Origin of the sequence: Flavobacterium coralii (assembly GCF_019891545.1) — a bacterium.
In the GTDB taxonomy this organism is placed as follows: Bacteria; Bacteroidota; Bacteroidia; order Flavobacteriales; family Flavobacteriaceae; genus Flavobacterium; species Flavobacterium coralii.
Genome location: NZ_JAHDIU010000009.1, coordinates 17,261 through 38,882, shown reverse-complemented (window position 1 = coordinate 38,882; position 21,622 = coordinate 17,261). Strand labels below are relative to the sequence as shown.

The 21,622-nt window shown below is 41.2% G+C and carries 16 protein-coding genes; 8 read left to right on the top strand and 8 right to left on the bottom strand.

The genetic code is table 11. From position 1 onward, the window contains the following. Positions 1-33 precede the first annotated feature (33 nt). The gene (locus KJK34_RS12445) at positions 34-345 is read left to right on the top strand and encodes a hypothetical protein (protein ID WP_223054216.1); all 312 of its coding nucleotides are present in this window, start codon (positions 34-36) and stop codon (positions 343-345) included. Further along, positions 311-730, top strand: coding sequence for an FEKKY domain-containing protein (locus tag KJK34_RS12440; RefSeq protein WP_223054215.1), 420 nt, complete (start codon positions 311-313; stop codon positions 728-730). Before KJK34_RS12445 ends, KJK34_RS12440 begins: the two co-directional genes overlap by 35 nt. 114 nt (positions 731-844) lie before the next feature. Here KJK34_RS12440 and KJK34_RS12435 read toward each other — a convergent pair whose 3' ends face one another. The 4 genes from KJK34_RS12435 to rpmH form a co-directional block, all read right to left on the bottom strand. Further along, positions 845-2,476 carry an ABC-F family ATP-binding cassette domain-containing protein gene (locus KJK34_RS12435; protein WP_223054214.1) on the bottom strand — a complete coding sequence of 544 codons (1,632 nt, stop codon included), beginning with the start codon at positions 2,474-2,476 and terminating at the stop codon, positions 845-847. A gap of 260 nt (positions 2,477-2,736) precedes the next feature. Continuing rightward, the gene (locus KJK34_RS12430; RefSeq protein WP_223054213.1) at positions 2,737-3,699 is read right to left on the bottom strand and encodes an ion channel; all 963 of its coding nucleotides are present in this window, start codon (positions 3,697-3,699) and stop codon (positions 2,737-2,739) included. 56 nt (positions 3,700-3,755) lie between these two features. Next, the gene (carB, locus tag KJK34_RS12425) at positions 3,756-6,608 is read right to left on the bottom strand and encodes a carbamoyl-phosphate synthase large subunit (RefSeq protein ID WP_223054212.1); all 2,853 of its coding nucleotides are present in this window, start codon (positions 6,606-6,608) and stop codon (positions 3,756-3,758) included. A 161-nt stretch (positions 6,609-6,769) separates the two neighbouring features. Continuing rightward, positions 6,770-6,931, bottom strand: a complete 162-nt coding sequence (gene rpmH / locus KJK34_RS12420; protein ID WP_026979292.1) for a 50S ribosomal protein L34 — start codon at positions 6,929-6,931, stop codon at positions 6,770-6,772. A 168-nt stretch (positions 6,932-7,099) separates the two neighbouring features. Here rpmH and KJK34_RS12415 point away from each other — a divergent pair, with 168 nt between their 5' ends. Further along, positions 7,100-7,615 carry a DUF2892 domain-containing protein gene (locus KJK34_RS12415; protein WP_223054211.1) on the top strand — a complete coding sequence of 172 codons (516 nt, stop codon included), beginning with the start codon at positions 7,100-7,102 and terminating at the stop codon, positions 7,613-7,615. Between the two features lies 1 nt (position 7,616). Here KJK34_RS12415 and KJK34_RS12410 read toward each other — a convergent pair whose 3' ends face one another. Beyond that, a complete protein-coding gene (locus KJK34_RS12410; RefSeq protein ID WP_223054210.1) occupies positions 7,617-8,381 on the bottom strand; it encodes an OmpA family protein in 765 nt (254 codons plus the stop codon). A 91-nt stretch (positions 8,382-8,472) separates the two neighbouring features. Continuing rightward, on the bottom strand, positions 8,473-10,662 hold the full coding sequence (locus KJK34_RS12405) for a glutamine synthetase III family protein (protein WP_223054209.1): 2,190 nt from the start codon (positions 10,660-10,662) through the stop codon (positions 8,473-8,475). A 367-nt stretch (positions 10,663-11,029) separates the two neighbouring features. Between KJK34_RS12405 and KJK34_RS12400 the strand changes: the two genes are divergently transcribed. Continuing rightward, positions 11,030-11,293, top strand: a complete 264-nt coding sequence (locus tag KJK34_RS12400; protein ID WP_223054208.1) for a hypothetical protein — start codon at positions 11,030-11,032, stop codon at positions 11,291-11,293. Positions 11,294-11,359: 66 nt separating this feature from the next. Further along, positions 11,360-13,723, top strand: coding sequence for a glycosyltransferase (locus KJK34_RS12395; protein ID WP_223054207.1), 2,364 nt, complete (start codon positions 11,360-11,362; stop codon positions 13,721-13,723). Between the two features lie 79 nt (positions 13,724-13,802). On the opposite strand, the gene KJK34_RS12390 is transcribed toward KJK34_RS12395, so the two are convergent. Beyond that, positions 13,803-16,691 (bottom strand): Ig-like domain-containing protein, encoded by a 2,889-nt coding sequence (locus KJK34_RS12390; RefSeq protein ID WP_223054206.1) that lies wholly within the window; start codon positions 16,689-16,691, stop codon positions 13,803-13,805. A 134-nt stretch (positions 16,692-16,825) separates the two neighbouring features. Next, complete coding sequence (locus KJK34_RS12385; RefSeq protein ID WP_223054205.1) at positions 16,826-17,644, bottom strand: T9SS type A sorting domain-containing protein; 819 nt, start codon at positions 17,642-17,644, stop codon at positions 16,826-16,828. 223 nt (positions 17,645-17,867) lie between these two features. Here KJK34_RS12385 and KJK34_RS12380 point away from each other — a divergent pair, with 223 nt between their 5' ends. The 3 genes from KJK34_RS12380 to KJK34_RS12370 all read left to right on the top strand — a co-directional run bounded on the left by KJK34_RS12380 (position 17,868) and on the right by KJK34_RS12370 (position 21,352). Continuing rightward, the gene (locus KJK34_RS12380) at positions 17,868-19,313 is read left to right on the top strand and encodes a glyceraldehyde-3-phosphate dehydrogenase (protein ID WP_223054204.1); all 1,446 of its coding nucleotides are present in this window, start codon (positions 17,868-17,870) and stop codon (positions 19,311-19,313) included. 136 nt (positions 19,314-19,449) lie between these two features. Then, positions 19,450-20,742: a FliH/SctL family protein gene (locus KJK34_RS12375; RefSeq protein ID WP_223054203.1), complete on the top strand. Its 1,293-nt coding sequence runs from the start codon at positions 19,450-19,452 to the stop codon at positions 20,740-20,742. Beyond that, positions 20,732-21,352 carry a T9SS type B sorting domain-containing protein gene (locus KJK34_RS12370; protein ID WP_223054202.1) on the top strand — a complete coding sequence of 207 codons (621 nt, stop codon included), beginning with the start codon at positions 20,732-20,734 and terminating at the stop codon, positions 21,350-21,352. The genes KJK34_RS12375 and KJK34_RS12370 overlap by 11 nt, the downstream gene beginning before the upstream one ends. Positions 21,353-21,622: the final 270 nt, after the last annotated feature.

Below are 21,622 nucleotides of genomic sequence, written 5' to 3'. Positions count from 1 at the left end.
CAAGAGGCAACAGAATTAAATTGTAAAGAAAACATGAAATTAACAGTGTTAGTGGCTTTTATGATGCTAACTGGTATATGCTACAGCCAGGATTTTAATCCTATACCCATCCCCAAAGATACGGTATATATTATCAATGGCATGCCTGAACCTACGGCACAATTTCATAAGATAAACTTTGATGATATAAGCAGTTTTTCGATACTAAAAGACGATAATGTACCCGCCTGCATGAGTTGCAGAAATGATGACAGAATAATCATTGTGATAACAACTATAAAAGCACTAACAAAACGTGAACGAAGAAAACATGAAAAGAAAAAGAAAAAATTACAAATACCTTAAAGCCATAATTCTAACGGCCTTTTCATTAATGTCATTTTTCAGCTACAGTCAGGAAAGTGGTCGAGATGAAAATTCAAAACCATTACCTTTTGCGCAGGTAACGCCTGAACAAAAGTTTGAATATGACAGCAAGAGAAATTCTTTTACTATTTATACCGTTGGAGGATTAAAACCTTACAACCATGAAGCTACGGAAACTTTTCAGAAAGAGTTTAATATAACTTATCACGATTTCGGCTGCATTGCTCCGGGAAACATGACTTTCTTTGAAACATATAACTTACTTGTCTTTCAGCACCTTCAAAAGCAATATGGTAAAGACTGGCAAAAAAACATCAGGGACAATGCAATAGGCATCAATAAATGGAAAGAGCGTAATAAATAGGTTTAGTTTAGTTTAGTTAAATTGAAAAGGCACCACGTTCATGTAGTGCCTTTTCTAATTTATAGCGCCGGCCTGTAATCTGAAAGCTAAAAGCTGAAGGCTGAGAGCTATCAGCTATTTCTCTATCTCCCGAAGGTTTTCCATTTTTTTAAGCTCAAGGAAACCTTTAATATCTTCAAAATGTTCTTTAACGCGCTTGTTGCCAAACTCAAATACCTTCGTTACCAAACCGTCAAGGAAATCCCTGTCGTGCGAAACCAGTATCAGCGTACCGTCAAAAGCATTAAGGGCATCTTTAATAATATCCTTTGTTTTCATATCAAGGTGGTTGGTAGGCTCATCCAGAATCAGTACGTTAACCGGCTCCAGTAATAGCTTTATCATTGCCAGTCGCGTCTTCTCCCCGCCTGATAATACTTTTACTTTTTTAGTAGTATCGTCTCCGCTAAACATAAATGCACCAAGCAGGTTCTTAATCTGCGTGCGGATATCGCCTTCGGCAATACGGTCAATTGTTTCAAAAACGGTAAGTTCACCATCCAGTAACGATGCCTGGTTTTGGGCAAAATAACCGATTTTTACATTGTGCCCAACTTCCAGTTTACCCTCAAAGTCTATCTCCCCCATTATGGCTTTCACCATTGTAGATTTACCTTCGCCGTTTTTACCAACAAAGGCAACCTTTTGCCCGCGCTCTATAACCATATCGGCATCTTTAAATACAACATGGTCACCATAGGCTTTATATAACCCATTTACCACTACAGGATACTGTCCTGAACGCGGTGCAGGAGGAAACTTTAATCGTAATGCAGAAGTATCTACCTCATCAACCTCTACCAATTCCAGCTTTTCAAGCATCTTTACGCGGCTTTGCACCTGCAGGGTTTTAGAGTATGTTCCTTTAAAACGCTCTATAAACTCTGTTGTTTCAGCAATCATTTTTTGCTGTTCCTCATAAGCCTTTTGCTGATGCGCACGGCGATCTTTCCTTAATTCAAGGTAATGAGAGTATTTTGCTTTATAATCGTAGATGCGCCCCATGGTTACCTCTATGGTACGCGTGGTTATGTTATCTACAAATGCACGGTCGTGCGATATTACCATTACTGCTTTGGCACTGTTAACAAGGAAATCTTCCAGCCACTGGATACTCTCAATATCCATGTGGTTGGTAGGCTCATCCAGTAAAATAAGGTCGGGCCTCTGTAACAATATCTTGGCAAGTTCTATGCGCATGCGCCACCCGCCACTGAATTCTGAAGTGGGCCTGTTAAAGTCCATGCGGCTAAAGCCCATTCCTTTAAGCACTTTTTCTACCTCAGCTTCATAGTTTAATTCTTCAATAGAGTAAAATTTTTCACTAAGCTCTGATACCCTTTCGATGATTTTGTAATACTCTTCCGATTCATAATCGGTTCGCACCGTAAGCTCTTCATTAAGCGCATCTATTTCCTCCTTCATCTTAAAGATTTCAGCAAAAGCCTTACTTGTTTCTTCAAAAACCGTTGCATTATCTTCTGTAAGCAAATGCTGGGGAAGATAAGCGATAACAGTTCCTTTTGGAGCCGAAACGTTACCTGATGAGGGTTTGTTAACGCCTGCCAGTATTTTTAGCAGGGTACTTTTACCCGCACCGTTTTTACCCATAAGGGCAATTTTATCGGTTTCGTTTATAGAGAAAGAAACATCGCTGAAAAGAGTGGTACCGCCAAATTGTACCGATAGGGCATCTGCAGTTATCATTACCTGTTTGATTTTGAAGGTGCAAAGATAATGGAAAACTATAAACAGCAACCGGCTATTGCTGTTAACCGAATATAAAAAAATAAGCCCGCCTTAAAAGGCTGGGCCTAAAAAAACACACTCAGTCCATATTTATGTTACCTAACTGCATTCAGGATAACTTAATACTGTAAAGTAACATTATGGAGACGAGAACTTAAGAGGCAAATTAGAATATGCGCAATCTTGTTTAGAATATGGTTATTAACGCTTAGTATTTGCTATAGCTGAATTTTGCTGTAGGAGTTAATACGATCTAAGTTTAATATTGTTTTGGTATTAGCATCATTTTCTTCATACATCATGTCAAACTTAGCCCCATATACAATCTCCTCAAAAACATAAGATGTACCTGTAGAAACCGTACTGCTGAAAACATCATCAAAAGCTTTTATATATACAATAATTTCTCCTTCGGTAGTATCAAAGTCTTCTTTTGTAAACCCGAAAAAGGGGCTTTCTTCATTTATTGGGTGTACCAATGTCCAGCTTAGGGTTAATGCATTAATTTTTTGCAGTTCAAGGTCAAGCGTATAGAATTTATTAACCATACTGCCGTTTTCTTCAACACCCATACCAAGTGTCATTCGTGCTTCGGCATCAATAAGGTTGGTGTTCTTAAAAGCAGCCATACGAATCATAAATGCCGTACCGTTGCGATAAGGTGCTATAAGCGCATTTTGTGAGAACCTGATAAATGCCCTCGGCCTGCTGAACCTGCCATAAAAAAGTCCTGTTGCTATAGCAAAACTAAGCAAACCGGTAAGGGCTTCTGTTGCTGCAAGCGCGCTTGTTAAAAAGCCGTTGGGGCTTATATGCCCGTAACCGACTGTAGTAAAAGTCTGCGCACTAAAGAAATAAGCCTTTCCGAACTTCAACCACTCTGAACCCTCTTTGGCATCTATACCATCAAGATATTCTATACCTATTGCATAATACAGCCCTGCAAAAACAAAGTTGATACCCGCATAAAAAAGAAAAAGTATGCCGATAAATTTCCATGCAGGAAGTCCCTGCATGGTGTGGTACCAGCTAATGCGGCTTAAAAACGGCACTCCCCTTTTCTCTACATTGGCAGAGCCATCTTTATTTATAAAGCGCCCGCCATAGCTGCCGGGATTGGTTCCGAAACCGGTACTGTTGCTTGTCTTGGCGCGGATATTTATTTTTTTGAATACGTTCATATAATTTGTGTTACAGCAAATGTAAATAAAAAAGCCCCTTTTTCAGGGGCTTTTATTTATCTGCTTAAGTACATTTTTCTTCTTGAATACAGCTCGTAGAACTGGTCATCTTTCAGGTCTTCTATAAACAGGATGCTTTCTCCTGTACTTTTCATTTCAGGCCCGAGCTTTTTGTTTACTCCCGGAAACTTGTTGAAGGAGAACACTGGTTGCTTGATAGCATAACCTTTAAGCTGAGGGTTAAAAGTAAAGTCTTTCACCTTCTTTTCACCCAGCATTACTTTAGTTGCATAGTTTACATAAGGCTCGCCGTATGCCTTGGCAATAAAAGGTACAGTTCGCGATGCACGCGGGTTAGCCTCTATTATATATACTGTATCATCTTTAATGGCAAACTGTATGTTGATAAGCCCTACTGTTTTTAGTGCCAGTGCAATCTTTTTGGTATGGTCTTTTATCTGCTGCATTACAAACTCGCCTAAGTTAAAAGGCGGCAATGTAGCATTACTGTCGCCACTATGCACACCGCATGGCTCTATATGCTCCATAATACCGATGATGTAAACATCCTCCCCGTCACAAATCGCATCTGCCTCGGCTTCTATGGCGCCATCAAGGTAATGGTCAAGCAACAGCTTGTTATTCGGTATGTGCTTCAGTAGCTCTATAACATGCTCTTCAAGCTCCTGCTTATTGATCACGATTTTCATCCCCTGCCCTCCTAATACATAAGATGGCCTTACCAGTAGCGGAAAATCAAGGTCATCGGCAAGTTTAACGGCTTCTTCAGCGCTTTCTGCCACACCAAACTTAGGGAATGGTATGCCGAGTTCGCTCAGCAATTCAGAGAAACGCCCGCGGTCTTCGGCAAGGTCAAGCGCCTCGAAACTGGTGCCCAGTATTTTTATACCATAGCGGTCAAGCTTTTCAGCCAGCTTAAGGGCAGTCTGCCCGCCAAGCTGTACTATAACACCTTCCGGCTTTTCGTGGCGTATTATATCATATATATGCTCCCAGAAGACCGGCTCAAAGTACAACTTGTCAGCCGTGTCAAAATCGGTAGAAACGGTTTCAGGATTACAGTTTATCATGATGGTTTCATAGCCACATTCAGAAGCTGCGAGCACACCATGCACACACGAGTAGTCAAACTCAATGCCCTGCCCTATCCTGTTTGGCCCTGAACCAAGCACTATCACTTTTTTCCTGTCCGAAACCACGCTTTCGTTGGATACATATTTTGTACCGTCGGCCCTTTCAATTTCTGCCTCAAAGGTAGAGTAGTAATATGGTGTCTGCGCCTTAAATTCAGCCGCGCAGGTATCTACAAGCTTATACACACGCTTCACGCCCATTTCTTCACGCTTGTTGTATACCTGGCTTTCCAAGCAGCCTACCATGTGTGCTATCTGCCTGTCGGCAAAACCTTTTTGTTTGGCTTCAAGCAGCAGCTCTTTCGGCAGCGTATCTATGGTGTAATTTGAAATTTCTTTTTCCAGTGCATACAGTTCCTCATATTGCTTAAGGAACCACATATCAATCTGGGTAATTTCATGGATGCGGCTTAGCGGTATGCCCATTTGTATGGCATCATAAATTGTAAATACCCTGTCCCAGCTTGCATTGGTAAGCTTATCTATAACCTGCTCATAATTAGTGTAACCTTTACCATCTGCTCCCAGACCGTTACGCTTAATTTCGAGCGACTGAGTGGCTTTGTGCAGCGCTTCCTGGAACGAGCGCCCAATACCCATCACCTCGCCTACCGATTTCATCTGGAGGCCAAGTGTTCGTTCTGCACCTTCAAATTTATCAAAGTTCCAGCGTGGTATTTTTACGATAACATAGTCAAGCGTAGGCTCAAACAATGCCGAGGTAGATTTTGTTATCTGGTTCATGAGTTCATCCAAATGATAGCCCAAAGCCAGTTTTGAGGCTATCTTCGCAATCGGGTAGCCTGTAGCCTTAGATGCAAGCGCTGATGAGCGTGAAACCCTCGGGTTGATTTCGATAGCAACGATATCTTCTTTTTCATCCGGGCTAACGGCAAACTGCACGTTACAGCCACCAGCAAAGTTACCAATGCTGCGCATCATCTTTATAGCCATGTTACGCATCTTTTGGTAAGTGGTATCACTCAGCGTCATGGCAGGGGCAACTGTTATACTATCGCCTGTATGGATTCCCATCGGGTCCATATTTTCTATAGAGCAAATAATAACAACGTTATCATTCTTATCACGCAGCAGCTCAAGCTCATATTCCTTCCACCCGAAAAGTGCCTTATCTATAAGTACTTCGTGTATAGGCGATGCCTCTAAGCCGCGTGTAAGCAGCTCATCAAAATCTTCTTTGCGGTGCACAAAAGATGCCCCTGTACCACCAAGCGTAAACGAAGGGCGGATAACCAGCGGGAAACCAAACTCCTGTGCTATTTCTTTTCCTTTAAGGAAAGAATTAGCTGTTTTTGCAGGCGCGGCAGGTATGCCTATACGCTCAAGCAACTGCTTAAACTGCTCCCTGTCTTCAGTTATGTTTATGGCGTTTATATCTACCCCAATCAGCCTTACATTAAAGTCAGACCATATGCCTTTCTCTTCTGCTTCAAGGCAAAGGTTAAGTGCAGTCTGCCCACCCATTGTTGGCAATACGGCATCAATTTCAGGGTGTTCCTTAAGTATCTCAATAATAGATTTTGTAGTAAGCGGCTTCAGGTACACATGGTCGGCCATGCTTGGGTCGGTCATAATGGTTGCCGGGTTAGAGTTTATCAGTATAACCTTGATACCTTCTTCCCTTAATGAGCGTGCCGCCTGAGAGCCTGCATAGTCAAATTCGCAGGCCTGGCCTATAACTATTGGCCCTGAGCCGATAATAAGAACAGATTTAATGGAGTTGTCTTTTGGCATTTTGTGTTGTTGTAGTTGTAGTTATTACTTTATGAATACAAAGTTAGTATTTATTTTAAAAAATGCCCCGCCGTTGGCAGGGGTTACAGATTTTATATGGTATAAAAAAAGGCGTTACCCTTATTAAAGTAACACCTTTATGTATGCTTTGTTATAAAACATTATTTTTTATGCCTTGGTTCGCTAGAAACTGTTAGTTTATGCCTTCCTTTAGCCCTTCTGCGAGCAAGCACCTTCCTACCGTTGGCAGAAGCCATTCTTTCCATGAAACCGTGCTTGTTCCTTCTTTTTCTTTTTGATGGTTGAAACGTTCTCTTACTCATTGCTTTGTATCTTTAAATCTTAATGTAATGTCTTTTAAGGGCATCAGGAACACTTATTCCAAAACCGAGTGCAAATATACAAAGCTTTTTTTTACTCACAAGTGCTTTTGTAAAATTATTTTTAATTCATTTTCTTACCTTTGCACCGCAAAATTAAACATTACCGTTATGTATAACAAGAATATAAAATTAATACTTGCTGCCCTTATAGTTATAACCGCAATATGGCAATTTACCGATAAAAACATTGGTAACGGCATTGCCCTGCTGCTGCTGGCAGGTATGTTTATCTTGCTGTACTTTAAGAACGAGATTATTATAATGGCTTTCTTTAAGCTGAGAAAGCAGGATTTTGACGGCGCTAAAAAACTACTCGACAAAATAAAAAATCCTGAGGCTGCACTTGTTCGCAAACAACAGGGGTACTACAACTACCTGAACGGCCTTATGCTTTCTCAGACTAACCTTACACTGGCAGAAAAACACCTAAAAAAGGCAGTGGAGCTTGGCCTGAACATGGATCAGGATATGGCAATGGCAAAGCTTAACCTTGCGGGTATTGCCCTTACCAAAAGAAGGAAAATGGAAGCCACACAACTACTTAACGAGGCTAAAAAACTGGACAAGCACAATATGCTGAAAGACCAGATAACCATGATGAAGCAGCAGCTTAAAAAGATATAATTTAATTGTCGGTTATCATAATTTCTACGCGGCGGTTGGCAACGCGCTCTTCTTCATTCTTTTCAGGTAGCGGATATACCGGCCTTGTGCTGCCAAAGCTCTTATAAGTCAGCCTGTCTTTATCTATACCACTGTTAATAAGAAACTGGTATATGGCTACTGCCCTTCTTAGCGATACATCGTTTTGCTCTACCTCCTGGCAACAAATATGCCCCTGTATTTCTATTTTAAGCCCCGGGTTATCTTTCAGTATCTGCAAAAGTTCCATAAGTATGGGCTGGGACTCCCTTAATATTATGTCTGAATTATTATAAAAATTAAGGTTAGGCAGTTTTAATATATCCCCCTTTTTAGCCGATTGAACCGCTTTGGCAAAGGCTTTTACTTCCTTTTGAGGATTTTCATAATACACCACTACTTTGCGGTTCTCATCCTGGTTAGCGGCATAATCAAATTCTTCTCCAAACCCTTTCACTTCTGCATCCGGAGCAATCTCTACCTTAGCTGTATTTAATTGTTTTAATGCATAGGCAGCACGCCTTTTTGATAATGCAATATTATACTCAGGTGTACCCACAGTATCTGTATATGCATATACTTTCAGCACCTTTGCAGATGGATTTTCAGCAATCCAGTCAGCCAGGTTTTTTTGCGATGGCTTGTTTGCCTCATCAATATCAAAATCAAAATAGGCCGTAAAGGTTTGCTGCGCCGATATGTTTATGCAAGCACCAAGAAATACAGATAACAGAAAGATTTTTTTCATTATGGATGATTTGTAAGGATAACTCCAAAACTACAAATTTTAGTATAAAAAAAGCCACGCAGTGCGTGGCTTTGGTCGTATTATGTATCGATTATCTCGTAAACAGAAGCTCCCTGTATTTGGTAAGCGTCCAAATTTCGTCGTCAACCAATAGCTCCAGCTTGTCGCAGTGGTTTCTTATTACATCAAAATATGGTTTTACCTTTTCGCAATAAGCATCTGCCATAGCTTCGGCATTTTCAAGTGCGTTGGCATTTTTACGCTCTTCGGTCATTTCCTCCACTTTTGAGTTGATTCCTGCAATGTGTTCCGAAATTTCACGGATTAGTGTTATCTGCTCCCTGCCTATAGACTCATACTCGCTCCCGAATATCTCCTTAAGCCCCTTAACGTTCTCGATAAGGATGTTCTGGTAACGGATAGCGGTAGGTATCACGTGGTTGCGTGCAATATCACCCAGTACCCTGCCTTCTATCTGTATTTTTTTGGTATATTCTTCAAGTTCAATTTCATAACGGGCCTCCACCTCTACATGGTTCATTACCTTAAGTTCCTGAAACAATGCAAGTGATTTTTCAGAAACTTTGGCCTTAAGCGCTTTAGGAGTTGTTTTGTTATTACTCAGTCCACGCTTTGCCGCTTCCTGCTCCCACTCATCGCTGTAGCCGTCGCCTTCAAATAAAATATTCTTGGTTTGCTTGATATACTCCCTTAGTACGTTGAATATGGCATCATCTTTTTTCATGCCTTTATCGCTGATAAGCGCATCAACCTCTTTCTTAAAGTCCCTCAATTGCTTGGCAACTATAGCATTAACAATAGTCATTGCATTGGCACAGTTAGCGCTTGAACCTACGGCACGGAATTCGAACTTATTACCTGTAAAGGCAAAAGGAGAAGTCCTGTTCCTGTCAGTATTATCAAGTAATACATCCGGAATTTTACCTACCACGTTAAGCTTAAGGTCGGTTTTCTCTTCCGGAGAAAGTTTGCCTGAAGACACACCCTCAAGCTCCTCAAGCACTTTTGTAAGCTGCTGCCCGATAAATACTGATATAATTGCAGGCGGTGCCTCGTTAGCGCCAAGCCTGTGGTCGTTAGATGCTGTAGCAATAGATGCCCTTAGCAACTCTTCATTCTCCTGAACTGCTTTAATAGTGTTGATGAAGAAAGTAAGGAATTGCAGGTTGCTCATTGGGGTTTTACCCGGGCTAAGCAGGTTAACTCCTGTATCTGTAGCCATACTCCAGTTATTGTGCTTACCACTGCCGTTTACGCCTTTAAACGGCTTTTCATGCATCAGCACTTTAAAATTGTGGCGCTCAGCTACTTTCTGCATAATATCCATAAGCAGCGAGTTGTGATCTACTGCAAGGTTGGCCTCTTCAAATATAGGAGCAAGCTCAAACTGGTTAGGCGCAACTTCGTTGTGGCGGGTTTTTACCGGTATGCCAAGCAGCATACACTCGTTCTCAAGGTCGCGCATGTAGTTTAACACCCTTGTTGGTATAGAACCAAAGTAATGGTCTTCAAGCTGCTGCCCTTTTGCAGAGGTATGCCCCAACAGCGTGCGGCCTGTTATCATAATATCCGGCCTTGAGTTGGCAAGTGCCGCATCTATAAGGAAATACTCCTGCTCCCACCCTAAGGTAGCAGTAACTTTTTTTACATTTTTATCAAAATAACGGCATACATCTGTTGCAGCATCATCCACAGCGCTAAGTGCCCTTAAAAGAGGTGTCTTATAGTCCAACGCCTCACCTGTGTATGACACGAATACTGTAGGTATGCATAGCGTAGTACCATATATAAATGCCGGAGATGTTGGGTCCCACGCTGTGTAACCGCGGGCTTCAAATGTATTTCTTATACCACCGTTAGGAAAGCTCGATGCATCAGGCTCCTGTTGTACAAGCTGGCTTCCGCCGAATTTTTCTACCGGGTCGCTGCCATCAAAAGATGTTTCAAAAAAAGCATCGTGCTTTTCGGCAGTAGAGCCTGTTAACGGCTGGAACCAGTGTGTATAATGTGTAACGCCTTTACTAAGCGCCCACTCCTTCATACCCATGGCGATATAATCGGCAATCTTACGGTCTATTTTTGTTCCATGCTGCATTGCATTTTTCACGGCCTGGTAAGCTTCAGGCGTTAAAAATTGTCGCATTGCTTTGTCATTGAACACGTTGCTACCAAAAATAACCGACTTTTTGTCAAGTTCTTCAACTTTTACCGGTTTTCTGCCGGCAGTCTCTTTTAAAGCCTGAAAACGTAATGTGGACATGAAACTAAAATTTTGATTGTTATTTATTAAAAACAGTGCAAATATACAAAAAATATTACACACAGAACGGCACCCTTATTTTTTAGGGGGATATACAATTAAAAAAATATACAATTAAAGAGTAATACCCCTTATTTTTCATAGCAAAAAATAAACAATGTAACTTTTACATAACATAAGGATAAACTATATCTGCTGTCATCCCAAAAAATGCATAATATTCAACAAACAAATCAAATTTGTTAATTAAAATTTAAAATTCTTACACAAATTAGCCGTATGTTAAATATAATATAAGCAAATTGCTGTTTGAATATTGATTATCTAATTTAGCTGAATAAAGTAAAAACATAATCAGATAAAAGCTATGAACAATAAAAAATTAGCCATCGGTATTGCAGCAGGTGCTGCACTGGCAGGAGCCGCTTATTTAATGTACAGGAACAAATCTAAAAAGAGGGCTTTCCGCGAAACAGTTGAAGAAGCTAAAGACAACATGAAAGGCAAGCTTAACGAATTACAGCGCAAAGCTGAAAAAGAGTATAAGAATGCTCCATCAGAAACTAAAGATGCTGTAAATACTGCTAAAGAAAGAGCCAATAACTGGGTAAACAAAACCAGCAACGCCTAATTTACCACGAGCGCGGTATTAACACACAGCACCCATTTTAAAAAACTGCTAAACACACACAGTGCTATGAAAGCCAGGAGAAACACAGGGAAGCACATGCAACCCTATACAACATACTTAAAACAACTTGCTACTCAGGATATTTCCGGCACAGAAAAATTGCCGGAAATATTGTTCTTAACCACGTTTCCACCGAGGCAATGTGGTATAGCAACTTATTCGCAGGACTTAATAAAAGCACTAAACAACCAGTATGTAGAGTCGTTTTCGCTTAAGATATGCGCGCTTGAAAATGCTAACGAGAAGCATGAATATGAGGATCCCGATGTTAAGTATAAACTTGATACATCAGATGAAGCTTCTTATAAAGAACTTGCACTGGCCATAAATGCAGATGATAACCTGAGGGCTGTTCTTATACAGCACGAATTTGGCCTGTTTGCAGATGGTGTGCAGCATTTTAATAATTTTCTTAAGGAGGTTAAAAAGCCGGTAACGGTAGTTTTCCATACAGTATTGCCCGGCCCTGATGATAATCTGAAGAAGAATGTTCAGCATATACTCGACAGGGCAGATTCTGTTATCGTGATGACTAATAACGCATCAGATATACTGCTGCGCGACTACAGCACTACTAAGGATAAAATTGCTGTTATACCTCATGGCACCCACCTTGTGCCACATGCTGACAAAGCAGAACTTAAACATAAATACGGATTTGAAGGCAGGAAAATACTTTCTACTTTCGGGCTTTTAAGTTCCGGCAAAAGTATTGAAACCACACTTGAGGCATTGCCTGCAGTAGTGGACAAATCTCCTGAAGTATTGTTTTTAATTATAGGGAAAACCCATCCTACTGTAGTACTACACGAAGGTGAACAATACCGGGAAACGTTAATAAAAAAAATACAGGAACTTGGGCTGGAAGAAAATGTAAAGTTCATCAATAAATATGTGCCATTAGATGAATTGCTGGAATATTTACAGATGACGGACATTTACCTGTTTACCAGCAAAGACCCTAATCAGGCTGTGAGCGGTACCTTCTCGTATGCGCTAAGCTGCGGGTGTGCCATTATCTCTACACCAATACCGCATGCTAAAGAAGTGCTTGCCGGCGATACAGGATTAACCTTTGATTTTGGTAATTCTGAACAACTGGCAGAATGCATCAATACATTGCTTTTTGATGTAAACCTTCGCAACAACATGATGCTGAACGGGCTGCATAAAATTAACCCTACAGCTTGGGAAAACTCGGCAGTGGCACACGCAAAAGTGATGCAGAAAGCCTGTGGCAACCTTAAGCTGCAATACAGGAACCCGAAAATAAACCTTGACCATATAAAAAGGCTAACTACCGATTTCGGTATGCTGCAATTCAGCCAGCTTAACAGGCCGGATATTAATTCAGGCTACACACTTGATGATAACGCACGTGCTTTAATAGCCATGTGCCAGTATTACAAGCAGCACAGAGATAAAAGTGTACTGCCCTATATAGAGATATACCTTAACTTTATAGACCATTGCCAGTGTAAAGACGGTAGGTTTATGAACTATGTAGATTTTAATACCAATTTTGGCGTACAAAACCGTAATGAGAATCTTGAAGACAGCGCAGGCAGGGCAATGTGGGCTTTAGGATATGTTATCTCGCTTTCGCAGATACTGCCTGCTGAATTCTCCCAGAAAGCGGAAGCTATGTTCCAGAAGTCACTGGGGCTTACCAAGAACATTTATTCTACAAGGGCAATGGCTTTTGTAATCAAAGGACTGTACTATTACAACCGTCAGGTAAAAGATACTGATACCCTTATCTACATAAAACTGTTTGGTGACAGGCTTGTACAGATGTACCGCCACGAAGCTGACAGCAAATGGAAATGGTTTGAAAACTATCTTACCTATGCTAACAGCGTGTTACCGGAAGCATTATTGCTTTGCTATGCTATAACCGGAGAAGAAGTATATAAAAATGTTGCAAAGGAATCCTTCGACTTTTTACTTACTACCATCTTTGACGGTGAGCGTATAAAAGTAATATCTAACAAAGGCTGGTACTTTAAAGGTACCGCTAAGGAACATTATGGAGAGCAGCCTATTGATGTTGCTTATACCATACTGGCACTTCGTAAATTCCATGATATTTTTAAGGAAGAGGATTACCTTAACAAGATGGAAATTGCCTTTAACTGGTTTTTAGGTAACAACCACCTGCAACAGGTTATTTATAACCCGTGCACAGGCGGATGCTTTGATGGCCTTGAAGAGCACAGTGTAAACCTTAACCAGGGTGCCGAATCAACTGTGAGCTATTTAATGGCAAGGTTAACCATCAATAAATACTTCGGCAATCCGAATGACATTTATTTCAGGAGAAAGATTAAAGCTGCAAAAGTAAATGCAGCAAGGGCATTAAACCTGTAAACACTACACATCTATTTTCTAAATAGTAAAAGGGGGCAGCTATATGGCTGCCCCCTTTTCGGTTTATGGTTTGTAAAGGTTATTGCTTTACTACCTTCAGGGTTTTAACTGCGCCCTGTGAAGTCACTTTTACGATATAAGTTCCGGCAGATAGCTGCGCCATGTCAAGCTGCATTTCATTGCTGCTGCCGCTTCTCTCTATTACAGACTGGCCTAACAGGTTGTAAACAACCACGTTTTCTATTGCACTGCTGTAGGTAAGTGTAAGCACGTCTTTAACCGGGTTCGGATGGTAACGGAATGCTGCCGAGTCAAAGCTTTCTGTACTTAACACAACTTCTACTGTTACTGCAAAAGGTGCGCTTTCGCATCCGTCTATCTCCTGGGTTACATACAGGGTTTGGGTTTCTGTGATCTCATAGTCGTTATCAAGGTCGTTATCGCTGTTCAGGGCGTCTTCTTCTGATGCATACCAGGTAAGTTCGCCTTCAGCGGTTATATCGATATCCTCAAAGGTTAGTGTGGCTGGGCCGTCAAATTCCTGGATTGTTTCCCCTGTTGGTGCAGGCACTACATTCAGGGTTACGGTAACGGCTGTGCGCTCACTTTCACACTCGCCATCTACAGATGCGGCATAGTAGGTAGTGCCATCGGTAAGCATGGTTTCGATATCCAGTGGCTCTCCTCCTGTTTCGTCGGCATACCATACTACATTATCGCCTTCTGCCATAAGCTCTTCAAGTGCTGAGCCGTTACAAACGGTTTGCTGGGCATCGGCTACCGGGGCTTCAACACCTTCTGCCGGCTCCAGTACTACTGTAAAGGGTTCGCTTATACAGCCCAGTTCATTTTCTACATAAACCATATAGGTTCCTCCCTCAAGCTCGCTGAATACATTTGATGCCTGGAAGTCGGCTCCGTTTATGGAATATACCAATCCGTCTCCTGAAGGGGTATCAATGGTTATACTACCAGAGTTAACTGCACATGTGGGCTGTATAACGGTTACGTTTGGTGTATCTATTGTAACAACGGTAATGGTTACTGCTGTACGTGACTGGCTTTCGCAGCCGCCTTCGGGTATTTGTGCTGCGTAGTAGGTTCCGTTTTCAAGTACGGTTTCTTCTTCTAAAGGCTCACCGCCTGTTTCTGTGGTGTACCATACTATTGTATCGCCATCGGCTGAGAGGCCTGCTACTGTAGCTCCTGCACAGAACTGCTGTTCGGCAACAGCCGTAGGGGCTTCTGTATCGCAGGTTACGGTTAACACACCGCTTACATTGGTGGTGCCATCCCAGTAGCCGCCGCCTGTCGGGGTGTAGCCGCCGTAGGTATAGGGGCCTTCCTGCAGCTGGAAACGGCTGGCATAGTAGTAGGTGCCCGGCTCAAGCCCGGCGCCTATATCGACCATAAATTCATCGTTGTTGCCTGTTACGGCTGTGTTGTAGGTGGCCGGTATCCAGGTGTCCCAGGTAGACGGGTCAGTATCTTCTTCGCTGATGCCTATCCAGGCGGTAACGCCTGCGCCGGGGCCTGCGCCCGGGGTAACGCCGTCTTCATAGGCCTGGGCATATACTGTACCGGTCTCGCCTACTGAAAGCTCCATTGTCGGCGGCCATTGAAGGTTGACATAATCAAGCTGTACAGGTGGCAGTATGTTTACCAGGTAATCTTCTGCCTGGCCCCATCCGTTTTCTTCTCCACAACTGTCTATTGTATATTCGTCATAGTTCTTTACAATCCTCATCATGGTTAGCCCTTGCATGGCATCTAGCGGTATATAAATTTCACCTGTAGCCTCCTGCCCGTCTTCACCGTCAGAGTTTTCAATAGAACCTATTTCAAATGCTTCGCCTATAAATTCAAATTCGCCATTGTGGTTAAAGTCAATAAACACTGTAAAGAATGTTTCATAATCGCCATTGGTATTACCTTCTAAAGCAATATCATAGGTACCACCTGCATTTACCTGTGCAGGTGCAACGTTTGTAAAGTTTTCAAGCGATGGGCTTGCATCTGTTTCAGGAGAAGAAGCATTATCAATGCCTGCAAACTCAACATTGGTTATCGGCTCAACAATCGACCAGAACTCTATATCGCAGTAGCATGGGAGCCCTGAAGCCACAACCTGCACTGGGGTACTGTTTACAGACTGTCCGCTTGCTGTACAGGTAATTACTGCCCTGTACCATGTGGTTGCTGTTTGTGTGGTTACATAGGTATCATCTTCACCACCTGTTGCAACATCGGTAAAATCTGTACCATTGGCAGATGTCTGCCACTGGTACTCAAGCCCTGATGCTGTAGCAAATGGCAGTGAAAGTGTGACATCACCCTCCTCACATGAAAATGCTGTTGAAGCAAGTGTTGCAACTACCGCAGGAGTGCCTGTACAAGCTTCTAAAGGTTCCTCAACTACAGTTATTTCATCAAAGAAAAACAAAAAGTCATTCGAAAGGTCACCAAGCTCTGCAACAACATAAATATAGAGTTCTACCCCTGCAGGTGGCGTAAATGTAGCCGTGCGCGTAGCACAATCAGCAGACTCTATATGATTATCAGGGTCAATAGTTTCGATAAGGGTAAATGGGCCTGTAGGTGATGTGGCGTAGTAAACCTCAAAATAACCCCAGTCGTCTGCATTTTGTACAGGTACCGTAGGATTCTCATCATCATACTCCAATAGTTTGTACTGGTAGGTAAGTGTAACCTCTGTGCCCAGAGATGTACCAAGAGCCGGAGAGGTCATTTCTGCAAAGTAACCAAAAAACCAACCGTCATAAAGATTCGCATAGAGTGAACCCGCACCCTCGCAGGAAATTCCTTCAGCTTCATAAAAGTCATACAAATCCCAGTTATGGGTATCGTCGTCAAAACTTTCTGAATAATTGATTTGCGCATAACCGCTAAGGGATAACGCCGCAAAAATGGTAAAGCTGTAAAACAGCAATCGTAGATTTAACTTCATATGTAACAATTTTAATTGATTAGATTCTTAAAATTAACATAATTAGTAACCTACAATATACTTAATCACAACTATAACATTTCTTTAAGATATTTTTAACAATAGATGGTTCAATTGTTTATAGTTGCTTCTAATTATTTTTTCATTACTGTAACTGTACGTTTATGATTTTCTGTAGTAATATGTAAGGTATATTCTCCATCCTGAAGCCCTGACATATCAAGCTGTGTTAATGTACCTGAAGGAAAAGGTACCTCTATCTGTTGTCCGTATGGGTCAAAAACAGCAACATCGGTAATAAAAGCATCATAATAATCAATAGTAAGGTAATCATCTACCGGATTTGGGTACACTAGCAGCCTGTCAAACTCAAAAGCCGGCTCAACGGTGAGTGTATCCTGCAAAACGCTTATATTATCGATATAAAAGTAATACCCTGGCTGAAGTCCGGAGCCGGCTGCTGCCACAATACGTACAAAAACCTGCCCGCCTCTTGGCGGCTCAAAGCGCACACTTCTTACTGTGCATTCTGCCGATGGCCTGTGTGTGGCAGGGTCTATATAATCTACTGTTGTCCAGGGGCCGTTGCGTGTTGGGGCATACTCAACATAAAAATAGCCCCAATCAGGGTCATCAACAGGCTCGTAAGGTAAAACCGCATCATAGTTTAAAAGTTTGTACTGATAGGTAAGTGTTACGCTCTCGCCGTTAGAAACGCCCATACTCTTAGACACCATTTCAGCCACGTGGTTTGGCGTAACAGAAGGGTTAACCCTGTAAGCGCTGCCATCATCGCACACGGCAACATCGGTTTGCAAAAAGTCGGCAGATGTCCAACGCATGGTAGTGCCGGAAAAGTCTTCAAAGTAGTTAATCTGAGCAATGGCGGGGTTGCAGCAAAGCATCAGTGTGAACATTAAGGTTTTTATCAGGTTAGGTAGCAGTGTTTTCATTTGTGTTTGATTTTTAAGCCTTTGTAATAAATTTACAAATAAATTACTGTTTTACCTGTTAATAAACTGTTGTTTAACTGCACTTTAAATCATTATCAGTTGTGTTTTAACCATAAGGTTAGATATAATTCAAATTAATCAGAAAATGAAAAAATTATTTTACGAAAACGTTTGAAATATATACTTTTGCAGCCAACAACAACACTAATTAATCTTTATCTTCATGAGCAATAATGTTTTATACGAAAAAGAATTGTCCTTCCAGGCAGACCGCAGGAGAGCAGGCGTAGAATTCATAAAAATCGTCAGCGATTTGTGGTATGACAAGTCAATAGAGCTTGTACTGTTCCGCAACCAGCTGATTGACAGGAATGTTAGCGACATCATCAACCTGCATGAATATGCGGTAGAGTTCGTAAAGAAGCCAATCAACATTTTCGACTCTGTAGAAATAGCAAGGGCAATACAGTCGTTAGACCTTCCGCCGTCGCGTATAGACATTGGCAAGCTTACCTATGAGTACCACCTTGAAGATGATAAATATAACGATGCCACCGCATTTGTTTTAGACAAGCTGCGCGATGCCAAAGGAAGCCGCAACATAGAGCCGAAAGACGTTGTATTATACGGCTTTGGGCGTATAGGCAGGCTGCTTGCCCGCGAGATAATGAGCAAGATAGGTAAAGGCGCACAGCTACGCCTAAGAGCCATTGTAGTGCGCGAAAAGCCTAATGCAGAGCTTCTTGAAAAGAGGGCTTCACTTTTGCGTTACGATTCTATACATGGCGACTTCCAGGGGTCTGTAACGGCTGATATAGAGAACAATGCCCTGATTATCAACGGGACAACCGTACACATCATCAGCGCAAACGGCCCTGAAGATATAGATTATACCCAGTACGGCATCAACAACGCACTTGTTATTGATAACACCGGAGCCTTTAAAACCGACGAAGACCTTAAGCGCCACCTTACCAAAGGTGCTGATAAAGTGTTACTTACGGCTCCCGGAAAAGGTGTGCCAAACATTGTGTATGGCGTGAACCACAACGACTACGACCCTGACGGTGTAGACATCTACTCTGCGGCTTCGTGTACTACAAACGCCATAACCCCTGTGCTTAAGGCGGTTGAAGACACGCTTGGTGTGGTAAAAGGCCACCTTGAAACCATCCACGCTTACACCAACGACCAAAACCTGGTTGACAACATGCACAAGAAATACCGCCGTGGCCGTGCCGCAGCACTTAACATGGTTATTACCGAAACCGGCGCAGGCAGTGCCGTGAGCAAGGCATTACCATCGTTAACAGGCAAGCTGACCAGCAACGCCATCCGCGTGCCGGTGCCAAACGGGTCGCTTGTGGTGCTTAACCTTGAAGTAGAGAGGCCTACAACCGTAGAGGAGGTTAACGAGATAATGAAACACTACGCGCTGGAGGGCGAACTGGTAGAGCAGATAAAATACTCGCTAAGCAACGAGCTGGTATCCAGCGATATAGTTGGCACATCAGCCCCATCAATATATGACAGCAACGCTACCATAGTGAGCGCCGACGGCAAGAGCATTGTAATGTATGTGTGGTATGATAACGAATATGGCTACAGCCACCAGGTTATCCGCCTTGCAAAATATATTGCCAAAGTGCGCCGTTATACTTACTACTAGCAGATAAAAAATAGATGCGGACAGGAATAGCCATTTCCTGTTATGAGATCCGGCTCTTTTGAGCCGGATTTTTTTTATTAACAGTAGTTTTTAAAATTTAACATTATGTATATATTTGATAAATAAAACACATAGCATGAAAATATTCCGATTATTATTAGTGACTACATTTCTCACTACCTCACCATTTTTTGCACAAGTGCCATTTACTCACATAACTAATTCTACCTTTAATGCTGAAAGGGTAGCCAGTTTTGGTGCTATTGATGCTCCCAATGACTTTCTAGAAATTACCAATTCCACACAATTTGACAATAGCTTTATTCCTTCAATCTGGGGACATCAACAATCAGATAATCGATACGTACTGAGGCTTTTTGCAACAACATCCTCTAGCTATGATGCAGGAAGTTTACCTTTAATGATGTTTAGGACTGAAATAAGAAATAATTTAAATCTTAACGCACCAGCAGGAGGAAGTTTTCCCTGGGGAATAAATGGTCAAAATGTTGTTAACCGACCATTATTTGGATGGGAAAATGGAAATACCAGATTAATGACAATGCAGGCTAATGGTTTTTTAGGTATTGGTACTGAAACTCCTACAGCTTTATTACATACAATAGGTTCAGTTAGATTTCAGGGACTAGCAAACCGAACTAACCCAGCATTTTTATTAGGTACTGATTCAAATGGCAACGTTTATGAGTTTCCTGTTTCAACGGGTGGTGGCTCAATAGCAGATTACGACTGGTTAAAGCCTGATGGTACTTTTCCTGACAATATCAATGATGTAATTTATACTAATGGAAGTATTGGTATAAATGTTGAAAATCCTACAGCTAACTTGCATTTAAATGGAACAGTCCGACTACAAAACTTACCTAATGAGATAGAAGCAGTGTACATGCTTGGTACCGATTCAAACGGAAATGTTGCTGAATACCCTGTACCTGAAAATATAGGTGAAATAATTACAGATTCTGATTGGTTAAAAATTGATAATGGCATTGCAACTTCCATTAATGATAATATTTATACTAATGGTAAGGTTGGAATAAATGTAAATCAATTTCCAACATTTGTAGGAGATGAAGATGTAAGTTTTTATAATTTGTTTGTAACTGGGGGTATTTTAACTGAAGAAGTGAGAATTTCTCTAAAAGAAGATTGGGCTGACTATGTTTTTAAAGAAAGCTATAAATTACCAACATTACAGGAAGTTGAAGAACACATCAAAAAAGAAGGTCATCTTATAAATATTCCGTCAGAAGATGAAGTCAAAAAAAATGGTATTGAGATTGGCGAAATGAACAAACTTTTACTTGAAAAAATAGAAGAACTAACTTTACATGTAATTGACTTAAATAAAAAAATAGAAAAACAACAAAATGAAATTAACGATTTAAAGAAGAAAAATGAAAAATAAAATACTTATCATAGTTATTTTAATCAGCCATATTTCGTATGGCAAAGATTCTCTTCCTCCGGTCGTTAAAGAAAAAAATAATGAATTTTTGCAAAAATATATTATACAGCAGTTTTTCAGCAGTTGTGAGCAAAATATAGCCTTAAATAATCCTGAAGAAAATATATATTATATCTATCAAGCTGCAAATAGCATAAGGGTAAGTAGTAACTACAAAATTTCAGGGAGTAATGGATCTAATATAACCATGAAGGCTGGAGAAACAATAGTATTAAAACAAAAAACAACAATATATCGCGGAAGTAAATACCTAGGTAGAATAGAACCATGTGAAGAAGATGCGTGCAATGCACTAACATCTTCAGATATACCAAGAGGAATATCACCTAATGGTGATAATTTAAATGACACTTTTGATCTTTCAGGTTTTTGCATCAAAAAAATAAACATATTCAATCGATATGGTATGTTAGTATACGAGTCAACAAATTATACTAATGAATGGTATGGACAGCACGCAAATGGAGACTTGCCTTCAGCTACCTATTTTTATCATATTACACTTTTTTCAGGAAAGCAGATAACAGGCTGGGTGTATGTTCAAAAATAGTAATATACAATTTATAACTTATATCTTATGAGATCCGGCTCTTTTGAGCCGGATTTTTTATTTTCCCGAATTTACCCCCCAAAAACCGGTCGGGAATTAACATTTTTACTGTTATGGCGGCCACATACTGCTGCAACCGTTCTTTCAGTGGTTGTAGCGGGTTGGGTTGCGCGTGCGATATACAAATTTTTACGGACTCCGCGCTGAAAAACCCGCTTCTGTAAACTAACAGAAAGGCGGTGTAGTTTTGCAGAAGTTCTTTGACATAGT